The organism is Streptomyces callyspongiae (genome assembly GCF_047200695.1).
Taxonomy (GTDB): domain Bacteria; phylum Actinomycetota; class Actinomycetes; order Streptomycetales; family Streptomycetaceae; genus Streptomyces.
In genome coordinates this window covers 101,953-116,849 of the sequence record NZ_JBJZOM010000005.1, presented here as the reverse complement: position 1 = coordinate 116,849, position 14,897 = coordinate 101,953, and the positions used below count along the sequence as shown (strand labels likewise).

General features: G+C 72.0%; 14 protein-coding genes. 4 read left to right on the top strand and 10 right to left on the bottom strand.

Annotated features, from left to right (window positions below; translation table 11 throughout):
• Positions 1 to 13: 13 nt before the first annotated feature.
• The 3 genes from ACL06G_RS06140 to ACL06G_RS06130 are packed head-to-tail and all read right to left on the bottom strand — an operon-like array spanning position 14 to position 3,605.
• Entirely contained in the window at positions 14 to 823 is an 810-nt protein-coding gene (locus ACL06G_RS06140; protein WP_412784213.1) for a 3-oxoacyl-ACP reductase, read from the bottom strand.
• On the bottom strand, positions 820 to 2,229 hold the full coding sequence (locus ACL06G_RS06135; RefSeq protein WP_412784212.1) for an aldehyde dehydrogenase family protein: 1,410 nt from the start codon (positions 2,227 to 2,229) through the stop codon (positions 820 to 822). The genes ACL06G_RS06140 and ACL06G_RS06135 overlap by 4 nt, the downstream gene beginning before the upstream one ends.
• Positions 2,230 to 2,237: 8 nt before the next feature.
• On the bottom strand, positions 2,238 to 3,605 hold the full coding sequence (locus ACL06G_RS06130; protein ID WP_412784211.1) for a glutamine synthetase family protein: 1,368 nt from the start codon (positions 3,603 to 3,605) through the stop codon (positions 2,238 to 2,240).
• 80 nt (positions 3,606 to 3,685) lie between these two features.
• On the opposite strand from ACL06G_RS06130, the gene ACL06G_RS06125 reads away from it, so the two are divergent.
• The 3 genes from ACL06G_RS06125 (at position 3,686) to ACL06G_RS06115 (ending at position 6,681) form a co-directional block, all read left to right on the top strand.
• Positions 3,686 to 4,414, top strand: coding sequence for a FadR/GntR family transcriptional regulator (locus ACL06G_RS06125; RefSeq protein WP_412784210.1), 729 nt, complete (start codon positions 3,686 to 3,688; stop codon positions 4,412 to 4,414).
• A gap of 99 nt (positions 4,415 to 4,513) precedes the next feature.
• The gene (eat, locus tag ACL06G_RS06120) at positions 4,514 to 5,992 is read left to right on the top strand and encodes an ethanolamine permease (RefSeq protein ID WP_412835542.1); all 1,479 of its coding nucleotides are present in this window, start codon (positions 4,514 to 4,516) and stop codon (positions 5,990 to 5,992) included.
• The gene (locus tag ACL06G_RS06115; RefSeq protein WP_412835541.1) at positions 5,989 to 6,681 is read left to right on the top strand and encodes a gamma-glutamyl-gamma-aminobutyrate hydrolase family protein; all 693 of its coding nucleotides are present in this window, start codon (positions 5,989 to 5,991) and stop codon (positions 6,679 to 6,681) included. Before eat ends, ACL06G_RS06115 begins: the two co-directional genes overlap by 4 nt.
• Positions 6,682 to 6,693: 12 nt before the next feature.
• Here the strand turns inward: ACL06G_RS06115 and ACL06G_RS06110 are convergent, their stop codons facing one another.
• Complete coding sequence (locus ACL06G_RS06110; protein ID WP_412784207.1) at positions 6,694 to 7,434, bottom strand: helical backbone metal receptor; 741 nt, start codon at positions 7,432 to 7,434, stop codon at positions 6,694 to 6,696.
• Positions 7,435 to 7,522: 88 nt separating this feature from the next.
• Between ACL06G_RS06110 and ACL06G_RS06105 the strand changes: the two genes are divergently transcribed.
• The gene (locus tag ACL06G_RS06105) at positions 7,523 to 8,428 is read left to right on the top strand and encodes a 5'-3' exonuclease (RefSeq protein WP_412784403.1); all 906 of its coding nucleotides are present in this window, start codon (positions 7,523 to 7,525) and stop codon (positions 8,426 to 8,428) included.
• Between the two features lie 66 nt (positions 8,429 to 8,494).
• Here the strand turns inward: ACL06G_RS06105 and ACL06G_RS06100 are convergent, their stop codons facing one another.
• From ACL06G_RS06100 to ACL06G_RS06075, 6 genes are all read right to left on the bottom strand, one after another.
• The gene (locus ACL06G_RS06100) at positions 8,495 to 11,305 is read right to left on the bottom strand and encodes a DEAD/DEAH box helicase (RefSeq protein ID WP_412835540.1); all 2,811 of its coding nucleotides are present in this window, start codon (positions 11,303 to 11,305) and stop codon (positions 8,495 to 8,497) included.
• A gap of 42 nt (positions 11,306 to 11,347) precedes the next feature.
• Positions 11,348 to 12,253: a diacylglycerol kinase gene (locus ACL06G_RS06095; protein WP_412784205.1), complete on the bottom strand. Its 906-nt coding sequence runs from the start codon at positions 12,251 to 12,253 to the stop codon at positions 11,348 to 11,350.
• A gap of 18 nt (positions 12,254 to 12,271) precedes the next feature.
• The gene (gene tatC / locus ACL06G_RS06090; RefSeq protein WP_412835539.1) at positions 12,272 to 13,219 is read right to left on the bottom strand and encodes a twin-arginine translocase subunit TatC; all 948 of its coding nucleotides are present in this window, start codon (positions 13,217 to 13,219) and stop codon (positions 12,272 to 12,274) included.
• A gap of 45 nt (positions 13,220 to 13,264) precedes the next feature.
• A complete protein-coding gene (gene tatA / locus ACL06G_RS06085) occupies positions 13,265 to 13,552 on the bottom strand; it encodes a Sec-independent protein translocase subunit TatA (protein ID WP_412835538.1) in 288 nt (95 codons plus the stop codon).
• Positions 13,553 to 13,719: 167 nt separating this feature from the next.
• On the bottom strand, positions 13,720 to 13,911 hold the full coding sequence (locus ACL06G_RS06080) for a hypothetical protein (RefSeq protein ID WP_412784202.1): 192 nt from the start codon (positions 13,909 to 13,911) through the stop codon (positions 13,720 to 13,722).
• Positions 13,912 to 13,930: 19 nt separating this feature from the next.
• Complete coding sequence (locus ACL06G_RS06075) at positions 13,931 to 14,881, bottom strand: helix-turn-helix transcriptional regulator (protein WP_412784201.1); 951 nt, start codon at positions 14,879 to 14,881, stop codon at positions 13,931 to 13,933.
• Between the last annotated feature and the right edge of the window lie 16 nt (positions 14,882 to 14,897).

Here is a 14,897-nt window from a genome sequence, read left to right as displayed (position 1 = left end):
GGGGGCCGTACCGTCACAGGGGCGTCACATAGGCCCCCGAAATGCCGCCGTCGACGAGGAAGTCGGTGGCGTTGACGAACGAGGAGTCGTCACTGGCCAGGAAGGCGACCGCTGCGGCGATCTCCGTCGCCCGGGCGAACCGGCCCGCGGGGACGTGGACGAGGCGCCGCTGTGCACGCTCGGGGTCCTGGGCGAACAGCTCCTGGAGCAGCGGGGTGTCCACGGGCCCGGGGCAGAGTGCGTTGACGCGGATCCCCTCCCTGGCGAACTGCACCCCCAGTTCGCGCGACATCGCCAGGACGCCGCCCTTGGAGGCCGTGTAGCTGATCTGCGAGGTCGCCGCTCCCATGCGGGCGACGAACGACGCGGTGTTGATGATCGATCCGCGTCCCTGCCGGCGCATGTACGGCAGCGCCGCCCGGCAGCACAGGTACACCGAGGTCAGGTTCGTCTGCTGCACCCGCTCCCAGACGTCGGGCCCGGTGGTGAGGATCGAGTCGTCCTCCGGGGGCGAGATGCCGGCGTTGTTGAAGGCGACGTCCACGGACCCGTAGTGCTGGTGGGCCGCGGCGAACAGGGCCTCGACAGCGGCCTCGTCGGTGACGTCGGTCTCCACGAAGACCCCGCCGCACTCCTCCGCGGCGGCCTTGCCCCGTTCGGTGTCGACGTCCGCGCAGACGACGTGGGCTCCCTCCGAGGCGAGGCGGCGCGCAGAGGCGAGTCCGATGCCGCTGCCCGCGCCGGTGACGACCGCGGTACGCCCCACCAGGCGTCGGCAGGGCTGCTCCTCGGCTGCTTCGGTACGGGGTTCGGGTGCGCTCACGGCTGCTCCTCGGTGTTCAGGAAGACGTTCTTGGTCTCGGTGAAGGCCTCCAGGGCCCGCGGGCCCAGTTCACGGCCGAGTCCGGACTGGCCGTATCCGCCGAACGGCGTGGAATAGCGCACGCTGGCGTGGGAGTTGACGGACAGGTTGCCGGCGGCCACCCCGCGCGACACCCGCAGGGCGCGGCCCAGGTCGCGCGTCCACACCGAGCCGGACAGCCCGTAGGGGGAGTCGTTGGCCAAACGGACCGCCTCGGCCTCGTCGTCGAACGGCACGACGACGGCGACGGGGCCGAACACCTCCTCGGTGGCGACCGGGTCGCCGGGACGTGCTGCCAGGACGGTCGCCGGATACCAGTAGCCCGGCCCGGCCGGCACCTCGCCGCGGATGAGTGTGTCGGCGTCCGGCCGGACATAGGACCGGACGCGGGCGAGTTGGGCGGCGGAGATCAGCGGGCCCATCCGGGTGCCCGGGTCGGCGGGGTCGCCGGCCGTCCAGGCCTTCACCTCGGGTTCCAGCAGTTCGAGGAAGCGGTCGTGGACCTCGCGCTGCACGAGGATGCGGCTGCGGGCGCAGCAGTCCTGGCCGGTGTTGTCCAGGAAGGACCCGGGGGCGGCGGCCGCGGCAGTCGGCAGGTCTGCGTCGGCGAAGACGATGTTGGGGCTCTTGCCGCCGAGTTCGAGGGTCACCCGCTTCACCTGAGCGGCGCATGCGGCCATGATGCGCCGCCCGACGTCGGTGGAACCGGTGAAAACGATCTTGGCGATCGAGGGGTGCCGCACGAGCGCGTCACCGGTCACCTCGCCGGCACCGGGGAGAACCTGGAAGAGGTCCTGGGGCAGTCCCGCCTCCAGGGCGAGTTCGGCGAGACGCAGCGCGGTGAGCGGAGTGGCCTCCGCGGGCTTGAGGAGCACGGCGTTGCCGGCCGCGAGAGCGGGTGCGGTGCCCCAGGCGGCGATCGGCATGGGGAAGTTCCAGGGCGCGATCACCCCGACGACGCCCAGCGGTTCCGCGAAGGTCAGGTTCACGCCGCCAGCGACCGGGATCTGACTGCCCGTCAACCGTTCTACTCCGCCGGCGGAGTAGTCCAGGAGGTCGCGGACGTTGCCCGCCTCCCCGCGGGCGTTGCCGACGGGATGCCCCGCTTCCCGCACCTCGAGCCGTGCCAGTTCCTCCAGGTGGTCGTCCACAACGGCGGCGAACCTGCGCAGCAGCCGGGCGCGGTCGGCGGGGGCGAGCGCGGCCCAGCTCCGCTGGGCGGCCTGCGCACGGCGGACGGCACGGTCGACCTGCCCGGGAGTGGTGGCCGGGACGGTGGTGACGGTCTCCTCCGTGGCCGGGTCGACGATCGTGTGCTCGGAAGCCGGTTCGTCGTCGCCCGGCGTGTGCGTGGGCTGCTGGTTCACTCAAGACCTCACATGCGCTCGAAGGAACGGAAGCGTTCCCAGTCGGTCACGGCAGTGTCGTACGCGTCCTGCTCCACCCGCGCCATGTTGGCGTAGTGGCGCACCACGTCCTCGCCGAAGGCCTCGCGCGCCGGCACGCTCCCCCGCCACAGTTCGGCGGCGTCGCGCAGTGTGGTGGGCACGTGCTCGGCGTCGGAGGTGTAGGCGTTCCCGGAGCAGGGGTCCGGGAGTTCGAGGCCCTCGTCGATCCCGTACAGTCCCGCGGCGATCATGCCGGCGACGGCGAGGTAGGGGTTGACGTCACCGCCGGGGACCCGGTTCTCCATACGGTGCGAGGGGCCGTGTCCGACGACGCGGTAGGCGCAGGTGCGGTTGTCCGGCCCCCAGGCCACCGCCGTCGGGGCGAAGGACCCGGGCTGATACCGCTTGTAGGAATTGACGTTGGGCGCGTAGAGGAGGGTGAAGTCGCGCAGCGCGGCGAGTTGTCCGGCCAGGAACCGCCGCATGGTGGTGGACATTCCCCCCGGCTGCCGCTCGTCCGCGAGGACCGGGCGGCCGTGCTCGTCGCGCAGGGACAGGTGGATGTGGCAGGAGTTGCCCTCGCGCTCGTCGTACTTGGCCATGAAGGTCAGCGCGCGGCCCTCCTGGGCGGCGATCTCCTTCGCTCCGGTCTTGTACACCACGTGCTGGTCGCAGGTGGTGAGGGCGTCCTCGTAGCGGAAGGCGATCTCGTGCTGGCCGAGGTTGCACTCCCCCTTCGCCGACTCGACGGTCATGCCGGCCTGCCCCATCTCATTGCGGATGCGGCGCAGCAGCGGCTCCACCCGCCCGGTGCCCAGCACGGAGTAGTCGACGTTGTACTGGTTGGCAGGGGTCAGCGCGCGGTATCCCGCGTTCCAGGCCTGCTCGTAGCTGTCCTGGAACACCATGAACTCCAGCTCCGTGCCGACGTGCGCGGTCCATCCGCGCTCGGCGAGCCGGGCCAGTTGGCGGCGGAGCACCTGCCGGGGCGAGGCGGCCACCGGAGAGCCGTCGTGCCAGGCGAGATCGGCGGTGATCAGGGCGCTGCCCGGGTTCCAGGGGATGCGGCGGAGCGTCGCGGTGTCGCCGTGCATGGCGAAGTCGCCGTAGCCCAGCTCCCAGGACGACATCTCGTACCCGTCGACCGTGTTCATCTCCGTATCCACGGCCAGCAGGTAGTTGCATCCCTCGGTGCCGTGCGCGAGCACCTCGTCGAGGAAGAAGCGGGCGGCGAAGCGTTTGCCCTGCAGTCTGCCCTGCATGTCGGTGAAGGCCAGCACCACGGTGTCGATCCGCTCCTCCTGGACGAGCCAGCGGAGCTCTTCGACGGTGAGCGGGGGCGTGCGGTCTGCCACGGTGGGCCTCCTGACATCTCGCCGGAGTCGTCCGGGCTCCTTAAGGTAGTTCCGTAGACCATTTCTTGGGAAGAAGGACGATGGAAAACCTTCCGAACGTCACGGGGGCGGCGGATCCGCTGACACCGGTGCTCCGTCCGGTGAGAGCGGGGAACGGCTTCGAGGAAGCACTGGAGCAGATACTCCAGGTCATCCGGCTGGGGCTGGTGCCGGCGGGCGAGCGCCTGCCCGCGGAGCGGGAACTCGCCGAACGGCTCGGGGTGAGCCGGGTGACGCTGCGCGAGGTGCTGCGGGCGCTGGCGGACGAGGGCCTCGTGGAGAGCAGACGCGGCCGCTACGGCGGTACGTTCGTGCGTGAGCCGCCCGCGCACGGCGGCCTTCCGGCCGCACTCGGGGAAGCCGAACTGGAGGACGCCCTGCGGTTCCGCGAGGTGCTGGAGGCGGGGGCGGCCGGGCTCGCCGCGGAACGGAACCCGGCCGGGGAGGGCGCCCGCCGGCTGCGGCGGGCCCTGGAGGACACCGGCGACGCGGCGCCGGAGGACTACCGCCGACGGGACACGCTTCTCCACCTCGCGCTGGTCGAACTCGCCGGTTCCACCTCGCTGACGTCGCAGTACGCGGCCGTCCGCGCCACGCTCAACGACTGGCTCGGCCGCATCCCGATCCTGGTGCGGAACCTGGAGCACGCCCAGCACCAGCACGCCGCCCTGGTCGACGCGGTCACCTCGGGCGATGCGGAGGCCGCAAGGGCGGTGGCCCGGGAGCACTGCGCCGGAACCGCCGCGCTGCTGCGCGGCTTCCTCCTCTGACGCGCCCCGGAGGGACGGGGCACTGCACACCTCTTGTGCATCCCGCTCACCGCGGCAATGGTATGGGGTCACACCAAAGACCCAGCGCGGGAGCTGCTCATGGCTGACGACACCGGACTGGACCACCGGACGACCGGCGCGTCGAAGGGCGCGCCCCGGGACGCGTATCTGGAGAGGCGGACACTCCGCCGGGGCAGCGCGGGCTGGTTGCTCCTGACCGGCCTGGGGGTGGCCTACGTGGTGTCCGGCGACTACGCCGGATGGAACTTCGGCCTCGCGGAAGGCGGCTTCGGAGGCCTTGCCATCGCGACGGTGCTGATGGGAGCGATGTACGCCTGCATGGTGTTCTCGCTCGCCGAACTGTCGTCCGTGCTCCCCACCGCGGGCGGCGGGTACGGGTTCGCGCGCCGCGCCCTGGGCGTCTGGGGCGGGTTCCTGACGGGCACGGCGATCCTCATCGAGTACATTCTGGCCCCGGCGGCCATCTCGGTGTTCATCGGCGGGTACGTCGAGTCGCTGGGACTGTTCGGGCTGGAGTCCGGCTGGCCCGTCTACCTGGCCTGCTTCGTCGTCTTCACCGGTGTGCACCTGTGGGGCGTCGGCGAGGCGCTGCGCTTCAGCTTCGCGGTCACGGGGATCGCCGTGGCGGCACTGCTGGTGTTCTGCGTTGGAGCACTCACCCACTTCGACGCGGGGTCGCTCGACGACGTCCCCGTGGACCCGAGCGCGTTCGGGTCGGGCTCCTGGCTCCCCTTCGGCCTGCTCGGCGTCTGGGCGGCGTTCCCCTTCGGCATGTGGTTCTTCCTGGGCATCGAGGGCGTGCCGCTGGCCGCGGAGGAGGCGAAGGAGCCGGAACGAACGCTGCCGCGCGCGATGGCCGCCGCCATCGGTGTGCTGGTGGTGCTGGCACTGCTGACGCTCCTGCCCGCGGCCGGAGCGGCCGGTTCCGACGCCATCAAGGACGCGGACAATCCGCTGGTGGCGGCGCTGGAGTCCGCGACCGGCGGAGATCCGACGCTGCTCAGCCGCCTCGTGAACTACGCCGGGCTCGCGGGCCTGGTCGCCTCGTTCTTCTCCCTGATCTACGCGGGATCGCGTCAGCTGTTCGCTCTCTCGCGCGCCGGCTACCTTCCGCGGTTCCTCTCGCTCACCAGCCGCCGCAAGGCCCCCTACCTCGGTCTCATCGTGCCTGCCGGTATCGGCTTCGCCCTCGCCGCCGCCACCGGCGACGGTGCCCGCATGCTCAACATCGCGGTGTTCGGCGCGGCCGTCTCCTACGTGCTGATGTCCCTGTCGCACATCGTGCTCCGGCGCCGCGAGCCCGGTCTCCACCGGCCCTACCGCACGCCGGGCGGGGTGCTGACGTCGTCGGTCGCCTTCGTGCTGGCCTGCGCGGCCGTGGTCGCCACCTTCCTCGTCGATCCGGGCGCCGCCGGTATCGCGCTGCTGCTGTACGTGGTGGCGGCGGGGTACTTCGCCCTCTACAGTCGGCACCGTCTTGTCGCCACGGCACCGGAGGAGGAGTTCGCCGCACTGGCCGAGGCGGAGGCCGAGCTGGAGCGGCGACGCGACGTATGACTGGTCCGCTGATCGGCCTGAGCACCTATCTGGAGTCCCGGGCACGCTGGGGCGTGTGGGACATGGCCGCGGCACTGCTGCCCGAGGGCTACCATCGCCTCGTCCAAGCGGCGGGAGGCCTGGCCGCCATGCTGCCGCCCGACCCGCGCCCCGGAGCGGCGCAGCAGGCGGTGCGGCACCTCGACGGGCTGGTCGTGGCCGGAGGTCCCGACGTCGATCCGGCACGGTACGGCGCGGAGCGCGACGACCGCACCGGCCCGCCCGCACCGGAGCGGGACGCCTGGGAACTCGCCCTCATCGACGCAGCGATGGAACGCGGCCTGCCGCTGCTGGGCGTCTGCCGGGGCATGCAACTGCTCAACATCGCCTGCGGCGGCACCCTGGTGCAGCACCTGGACGGCCACGCCGGACCGCCGGGGACCTTCGCCGAGCACACGGTGACCCCGGTGCCCGGTTCGGCTCTCGCCCGGATCCTTCCCGCCACGGTCACCGTCCCCACCTACCACCACCAGGCCGTGCAGTTGCTGGGAGCGGGCCTGGTCGCCTGTGCCCACGCCGAGGACGGCACGGTCGAGGCCGTGGAGATGCCGGGGGCCACGGCCTGGACGCTCGGGGTCCAGTGGCACCCCGAGGCGGACCGTACCGACCTCCGGGTGATGCGGGCCCTCGTCGGGCAGGCGGGGCACTGAGAGCGGGCCGTCTCAGCCGAGCGCGCGGCGCAGCGCACCCGCCAGGACTTCGGGCGCCTCGGTGAGGGAAGGCCCGTACCAGGTGAGGTGCCGGCCGCTGACCAGGGCGGCCGGCAGGCCGGAGAACGCCTCCGGCCCGTCGTCGGCCGCGAAGGCGTACGGCTCGTCGGGCAGCACGACCAGGTCGGCGGCGTCCGGGTCCGCGAGACGGGGCAGCGGCACGCGGGGGTAGCGCTCGGCGTGGTCGCTGTACCGGTTCCGTACCCCCAGGTGTGCGAGCAGGGCGCCGGCGAAGGTGTCGCGCCCCAGCACCATCCACGGCCGGCGCCACACGGGGACCACTGCCGTCACGTCGAACTCCGCACGCACCCGGGCCCACGCGGCCTCCGCCTCGTCCAGCCAGGCGGGACGGGGCAGCGCGCAGCCGTCCACCAGCACCCGGTGCAGCTCGGTGAAGGCCTGCGGCACGCTGCGCACCTCGGTCACGAGCACGCGCAGTCCGGCGTCCCGCAGCGCCGCGAGATCGGCCGGCCGGTTCTCCTCCTCGTTGGCGAGGACCAGGTCGGGTGCCAGTGAGACGATCCGCTCCACGTCCGGGTTCTTCGTCCCCCGCACCCGGACGACGTCCAGGTCCGCGGGACGGCTGCACCAGTCGGTCGCGCCGGCCAGCAGTCCCGGCGCCGTGACGGCCACCGCCTCGGTCAGCGAGGGGACGAGGGACACGACGCGGCGTACGGCGTGCGGAGAGGTCATGACGGCACGGTAGTGCCCCGCCGCCCCCGCATCCCCACCGGTGTCACCGGCATACGGCATCATGCGGCAGGTGACGACACCTCGGCTCATGCTCCTCGACACCGCCTCGCTCTACTTCCGCGCGTACTTCGGCGTGCCGGACTCGGTGACGGCACCCGACGGCACCCCGGTGAACGCGGTGCGCGGACTGCTGGACTTCATCGCCCGGCTCGTGCAGGACCACCGTCCGGACGAACTCGTCGCCTGCATGGACGCCGACTGGCGACCGCAGTGGCGCGTGGACCTCATCCCCTCCTACAAGGCCCACCGGGTGCTGGAGGAGGTGGCGGCGGGGCCGGACACCGAGCAGGTGCCGGACACCCTGTCGCCGCAGGTCCCGGTGATCGAGGACGTGCTGGACGCACTGGGCATCGCACGGGTGGGCGCCGAGGGGTACGAGGCGGACGACGTCATCGGGACCCTCACCCGGCGTGCCCGCGGGCCGGTCGACATCGTCACCGGCGACCGCGACCTGTTCCAGCTCGTCGACGACACCCGCGGGGTCCGGGTGCTCTACCCGGTGAAGGGCATGGGCAACCTGGCATCGTTCGACGAGGCCGCGCTGCGGGATAAGTACGGGGTGGACGGCCCCGGCTACGCGGCCATGGCCACCCTGCGCGGGGACCCGAGCGACGGGCTTCCCGGGGTTCCCGGGATCGGCGAGAAGACCGCCGCCAAACTGCTCGCCGCCTACGGAGACCTGGACGGCATCGCGGCGGCCGCCGAGGACCCGGCGTCGAAGGTCACTCCCGCGCAGCGGCGGAAACTGAAGGAGGCGGGCCCGTACCTCGCCGTTGCCCCGCGGGTGGTGCGCGTCGCCGACGACATCCCGCTCCCCGAGGTCGACGCCGCGCTGCCGGACGAACCGCACGACGCGACCGCGCTGGTGGCGCTGGACGAGCGCTGGGGGCTGCGGAGTTCCCTCAACCGGGTACTGCACGCCCTCCAGGGCTGAGGTGTCCTTCCCGCTTCGTCCGGGCGATGTTCCCCGGGCGTGCGCGGTCACGCCCGGGGAGAACGCTCAGCCGACGGAGGTGTAGGCGACGACTCCCCGCCGCATGGCGTCGATCGCGCGGCGCGCGTTCTTCCCGACCGTGCCTCCCTCGGGAGCCGCGGCCGCCAACTGACCGAGCACGTCGATGATCTGCTTGCACCAGCGCACGAAGTCGCCGGCCGGCATGTCGGCCTCCCGCAGCACGGCGTCCAGCCCGTGCCCGTCGGCCCACTGGTACGCGGCCCACGCGAAGCCCAGGTCGGGCTCCCGCTGGCCGACCCCTTCGGCCGCGCTCACGCCGTGCTCCTCCTCCAACGCGTCGAGCCGGCCCCAGATGCGGACCATCTCGCCGAGGGCGTGCTTGGCACGTCCCCCCGGCAGCGGCGGCGCGAGGGCGTCGTCCGAGGCGCGTGCCTCGTACACCAGGGCCGAGACGCAGGCGGCGAGTTCGGCCGGCGGCAGGCCTTCCCACACACCCTCCCGCAGGCACTCGGACGCCAGCAGGTCGAGTTCGCCGTAGAGCCGGGCGAGGCGCCGGCCGTCCTCCGTGACCTGATCGCCGTACAGGTAGTCGAGAGCGGACAGCAGGCCGTACACCCGGTCGAAGGTTCGGGCGACGGTGTTGGTGCGGCCCTCGATACGCCGCTCCAACTGCCGGGTGTCGCGGCGCAGACGGTGATAGCGCTCGGCCCAGCGGGCGTGGTCCTCGCGCTCGTCGCAGCCGTGGCAGGGATGGTGGCGCAGCTCCTCACGCAGCCGCGCGATCTCCTCGTCGTCCGCGGCGGCGGACCGCTTGCGCCGGTGGCGCTGCGGCTCGTGGTGCCCCGCCTTGGTCCGCAACGCCGAGGCCAGGTCGCGCCGCGACTGCGGGCTGCGCGGATTGAAGGACTTCGGAACGCGCATCCGCTCCAACGGTTCCACCGGTACGGGGAAGTCCATCGCGGCGAGCCGTTTGACCTGGCGCTGCGCGGTCAGCACCAGGGGACGCGGCCCGTCGTGGTGGTCGAATCCGCGCCTCGACCCCGGGGTCCGGCCGGGCGTGGTGCCCGGGTCGAGAACCAGCGCGAGACCGGCGAACCTGCCGGTGGGCACATGGATGACGTCCCCGGTCTTCAGCTTCTCGAGCGCCGCGGCGGCCTGGGCGCGGCGCTGGGCAGCGCCCTGCCGGGCCAGTTCGTTCTCCCTGTCCTTCAGCGCACGCCGCAGACGCGCGTACTCGTCGAAGTCGCCGAGGTGGCAGGTCATCGAGGCGCGATACCCCTCCAGCCCCTCCTCGTTGCGCTGCACCTGGCGGGAGATCCCCACCACCGAACGGTCCGCCTGGAACTGGGCGAAGGAGGTCTCCAGCAGTTCGCGGGAGCGGTGCCGCCCGAACTGCGCGACGAGATTGACCGCCATGTTGTACGAGGGCTTGAAAGACGACCGCAGCGGATAGGTACGCGCGCCGGCGAGGCCGGCGAGAGCGCCCGGGTCCATGCCGCGCTGCCACAGCACCACCGCGTGCCCCTCCACGTCGATGCCGCGGCGTCCCGCTCGCCCGGTGAGCTGGGTGTACTCGCCGGGCGTGATGTCGGCGTGCTGTTCACCGTTCCACTTGACGAGCTTCTCCAGCACCACCGAACGTGCCGGCATGTTGATGCCCAGCGCCAGCGTCTCGGTGGCGAAGACGGCCTTCACCAGGCCGCGGACGAACAGTTCCTCCACGACCTCCTTGAACGTGGGGAGCATGCCCGCGTGGTGGGCGGCCACCCCGCGCTCCAGGCCCTCCAGCCACTCGAAGTAGCCCAGGACGTGCAGGTCCTGGGCGGGGATGTCCGCGGTGCGGTCCTCCACGATCTCGCGCACCCGCCCGCGCTCCGCGGGTGAGTTCAGGCGCAGCCCGGCTGCGAGGCACTGCTGGACGGCCGCCTGGCACCCGGCGCGGCTGAAGATGAAGGTGATGGCGGGCAGCAGGCCCTGGGCGTCGAGGCGATCCACCACTTCGGGACGGCTGGGGGTGAAGATGCGGGCACGCTGCCGGCGTTCCCGTTCCCGGTCGGCCTCGCGCTTGGGACGGCCGTTGCGCCGGCGGTCGCGGGAGGAGGACGGGCGGCTGTTCTCCATGCGCGCCATGCGCACGAGGTCCGGATTGACCTCCTTGCGGTCCCCCTTCTCCTCGAAGAGGTCGTACATCTTCCGTCCGGCCAGCACGTGCTGCCACAGCGGTACGGGGCGGTCCTCGGAGACGATGACGCGGGTGTCGCCGCGGACGGTGTCGAGCCAGTCACCGAACTCCTCGGCGTTGGAGACGGTCGCGGAGAGCGAGACCAGCGTGACCGAGTCCGGGAGGTGGATGATCACCTCTTCCCACACTGCGCCGCGGAACCGGTCCGAGAGGTAGTGCACCTCGTCCATGACGACGTAGCCGAGACCGCGCAGCGCCTGGGACCCCGCATAGAGCATGTTGCGCAGGACCTCGGTGGTCATGACGATCACCGGAGCGTCGCCGTTGACGCTGTTGTCGCCCGTGAGCAGCCCGACCTGCTCCGCCCCGTACCGGGACACCAGGTCGTTGTACTTCTGGTTCGACAGCGCCTTGATCGGTGTGGTGTAGAAGCACTTGCGGCCCTGCTCGAGCGCGAGGTGCACGGCGAACTCGCCGACGATCGTCTTGCCGGAGCCGGTGGGCGCGGCCACCAGCACTCCCTCTCCGGCTTCGAGGGCTCGACACGCCTCGATCTGGAAGTCGTCCAGGGCGAAGTCGTACAGGTCACGGAACGGTGCGAGAGCGGTGGCCTGCTCCGCAGCCCGTTTCCGGGCTGCGGCGTACCGCTCGGCGGGGGACAGATCCTCGGTCATCGTGGAGTCGAGCCTACCGGCCTCCCCGATGTGGATCGATCGCTATTCCCCCACGAGCAGGCGCACGGCGCGGGGCACGCTGTCGACCGTCAGGGGCAGCGGCCCCACCTGCTCTCCGTCCGCGTAGCCGGTGACGTCCTCCGCCTCCAGCACGACCTTCCGGGCCCGGTGGACCGTCACGGCCGGGTGGCGCAGATGCGTGCCGCGGTAGACCCGGGGGAACACCCGCAGCAGAGTGGTGCGGCTGCACGCGCCCACGACGGTGACGTCGAGCAGCCCGTCCTCCAGGTCGGCGTCGGCGCATATGCGCATGCCGCCCCCGTAGGAGGGTCCGTTCCCGACCGCGACCAGGGTGGCGGCGATCTCCTGCGGTGGGCCGTCGTCGAGGGTGATCCGGTAGCCGATGGGACGGAACGCGGCGAGTTCGGCGAGCATCGCGATGTCGTAGCGGCGCGGTCCCGAGGGCCAGCGCATGCGGTTTCCGCGGTCGTTCACGCGGGAGTCGAAGCCGGAGGCGAGGACGCAGCCGAACCAGTGGTCGTCGCCGGCCCCCCGCACCCTGCCGAGGTCGAGACTGCGCGTGCGCCCCGCCGTGAGCGCGCCGGCGACGAGCCGGGAGGCGGTGGCCGGGTCCCCCAGCGGGAGGCCGGTGGCCCGGGCGAAGTCGTTGCCGGTACCGACGGGGACGACGCCGAGCGGGATGTCGGTGCCCGCGACCGCCTGGAGGGCCAGGGAGGCCATGCCGTCACCTCCGACGGCCACGAGCGCACCGGTTCCCCTCGACACCGCCTCGCGGGCCTGGAGGAGCGCGTCGTCGGCGTCGGCACCCACCAGGGTGCGCGCGGAGAAACCGGCGTCCCGAAGGGCCCGGGCGGCGGGCTGGGCCGCGTGCGCAGCGCGTCCGCGCCCGGCCGTGGGATTCACAAGGAGGGTGATCTCGCTGGTCACCCGGCGGACACTAGCGCGTCAGGTGACGTCGCCGTAACCGTCGGGTCGGCGGTTTTCGTCGCCTGCGGCCTCCTCGCCGACGGGCAGGGCCCCGGCGGCGGACACCGGTTCCGGGGTGTGGTCGAGCTCGGACGCCTCGTCGTCGTCGAGGTCGGCGTCGCGGTCGCTCCGCTCCCGCCGCCGGTCGTTGAGGAGTGCGATCCCGACGGCGCCGAAGTACAGCACGACGATCGGGGCTGCCAGGGCGCCCATCGTGAGGGGGTCGCCGGTCGGGGTCGCGACCGCGGCGAACACGGTGATGGCGACGACGGTGATACGCCACCAGCCGAGCAGCCGGCGCCCGGAGACGATCCCTCCGAGGTTCAGCATGACCAGGACGAGCGGCAGCTCGAAGGCGAGCCCGAAGACGATGACCAGCCGGGAGACGATGTCGACGAAATCGCCGAGGTCGATGAGGTTCTCCGCTCCCTGCGGCGTGAAGCCGATCAGCGCCTCGGCAGCGGTGGGCAGGATGAGGTAGGCCACGTAGGCGCCGGCCAGGAAGAGCGGCACACCGGAGGCGACGAAGGCGCCCGCGTACTTCTTCTCGTGGCGGTGCAGGCCGGGGGCGAGGAAGCCCCAGAGCTGGTAGAGCCACACCGGCGACGCGAGGACCACGCCCACGGTGAAGGAGATCTTCAGCATCACCGTGAACGGTCCGACGAGGCCGTTGATGGTCAGGTTGGCGCAGACGTCGTGCGTGGCGGAGGCGCCGAAGCCGTCCGTGCAGCCGACCCGCTCCAGCATCGGCCCGGTGAGGAAGTCGGCGATCTCGTTGTAGAAGACCATGCCGAAGACGGTCACGGCGAGGATCGCCAGGACCGCCTTCATGAGGCGGTTGCGCAGCTCCCGCAGGTGCTCCACGAGAGGCATCCGCCCCTCGGGGTCCTTCGGCTGATTACCCTGTTGGCGGGCGGACTTGAGCAACCCACGTCCTCGGTGTCGGATGTGTCGTCAGGGGGGGCGGAGCGATCAGTTCTGCTGCGGCGGGCGGGCGGTGTCCTCGACCGGGCGCGAGCTGTTGACGTCGCCGGGCGCCGCCTGGATCGTCTTCGGCGCGCTCTGCTGCGTGTCGGCTCCGGCGTCCTTGCCACTGTCGCCGTCGCCGCCGTCCTTTTTCATGGCCTTGGCCTCGCTCTTGAGAATGCGGGCCGACTTGCCGAGGGAGCGGGCCATGTCCGGGAGCTTCTTGGCGCCGAACAGCAGCAGGATGACAAGGAGAATCAGAACGATCTCCATGGGCCTCAGGTTGGGGAGCATGTGCCACTACCTTCTCGCCGGGGCGGCGTGAGTCCTGGTGCCTGCCGTGTGTGTCGGGCTGGCTGCGTTCGTGCTGCGCACGATCGTAACCCTGGGGAGTGAACGCTGAGCAATGCTCGTGCATGTTCCACGTTGTCCCCGGGAGACCGGCGCAGCAGCACTCCACACTACCGCTCGACGGACCGCGCGCAGGAGGCCGCAGCACGCTCGAGGTCGTCGGCGGCACGGGCGACTCTCTCCGAGCCGTCCCCCACGGCGCGGGCGAGGCGCCGCACCTCCAGTCCCACACGGACGGCGAGGACACCGAGCACCGCGGCACCGGCGAAGGCGAGCGTCAGGAACACCATGGGCCAGAGCATGCGGGCAGCCTAGTGCGCGTCACTCGCCGTAGGCGGCCAGGGCCGCCCGGGCGGCGTCGCGCGCGGTGACGGCCAGATCGCGGGGGGAGACGATGCGGCCGTCGGCCCCGAGGCGGAGCGCAAGCCGCCGCAGGGACCCGGGGTCGGGTGTGCGCAGGGTGATCCGCAGCCCCCCGTCCGGCAGCTCCTCGGCCTGGTCGTGCGGGTAGTACTCCGCCACCCAGCGCCCGCCCGGCGCCACCTCGACGACCACCTCGGGGTCGTCCGGCGAGGGCTGCACAAGCCCTTCGGACAGGTCGCGGGGCGTGAGGGGCGGCGGGTCGGCAGGCTCCTCGAGCAACCGGATCTCGGCCACCCGGTCGAGCCGGAAAGTGCGCCGGGCCTCCGTGCGCCGGCACCAGGCCTCCACGTAGGTGTGACCGACGGCGAACAGCCGGATGGGGTCGATCTCCCGCTCGGTGAGCTCGTCGCGCGCGGGAGAGTAGTACCGCAGCCACAGCCGGCGGCGCTCCGCGATGGCCCGGTCCACGTCGGCGAAGACGCCGCCCTCGGCCTCGAAGGTCACCGACAGGCGGGAACTGGCACCGGCGTTCTCCCCGGCTGCCGCCTCCAGCTTCGCCGTGGCACGCAGCAACGCGTCCCGGTCGCTCTCCCGCAGTCCGGGCAGCGTGGCGACCGCTCGTGCCGCCACCAGCAGTGCCGTGGCCTCGTCGGCAGCGATGCGCAGCGGCTCGGCGACGTCGTCCGCGTTGCGCCACCAGATCCGCTCACCGTCGGTGTCGATCTCCAAGAGGTCGCCGCCACGGAAACTGGTCCCGCACAGGGGCAGCACATCGAGGTCGGCGATGAGCTGATCGACCGTGATGCCGAACGCCCGCGCCACGTCCTCGACACGGGCACCGGGACGATCCCTGAGATAGGTGACCAGGGACAACATCCGGCGGGTCTGGTCGACGGCGTTCGACGCCATTGTCTCCTACGCTCCT

Excerpts from the sequence above, each read along its gene's own strand:
- ACL06G_RS06125 (WP_412784210.1), top strand. The coding sequence starts at position 3,686 with ATGGAAAACCTTCCGAACGTCACGGGGGCGGCGGATCCGCTGACACCG.
- eat (WP_412835542.1), top strand. The coding sequence starts at position 4,514 with ATGGCTGACGACACCGGACTGGACCACCGGACGACCGGCGCGTCGAAG.
- ACL06G_RS06115 (WP_412835541.1), top strand. The coding sequence starts at position 5,989 with ATGACTGGTCCGCTGATCGGCCTGAGCACCTATCTGGAGTCCCGGGCA.
- ACL06G_RS06110 (WP_412784207.1), bottom strand. The coding sequence starts at position 7,434 with ATGACCTCTCCGCACGCCGTACGCCGCGTCGTGTCCCTCGTCCCCTCG.
- ACL06G_RS06105 (WP_412784403.1), top strand. The coding sequence starts at position 7,523 with ATGCTCCTCGACACCGCCTCGCTCTACTTCCGCGCGTACTTCGGCGTG.
- ACL06G_RS06100 (WP_412835540.1), bottom strand. The coding sequence starts at position 11,305 with ATGACCGAGGATCTGTCCCCCGCCGAGCGGTACGCCGCAGCCCGGAAA.
- tatA (WP_412835538.1), bottom strand. The coding sequence starts at position 13,552 with ATGCTCCCCAACCTGAGGCCCATGGAGATCGTTCTGATTCTCCTTGTC.
- ACL06G_RS06080 (WP_412784202.1), bottom strand. The coding sequence starts at position 13,911 with ATGCTCTGGCCCATGGTGTTCCTGACGCTCGCCTTCGCCGGTGCCGCG.
- ACL06G_RS06075 (WP_412784201.1), bottom strand. The coding sequence starts at position 14,881 with ATGGCGTCGAACGCCGTCGACCAGACCCGCCGGATGTTGTCCCTGGTC.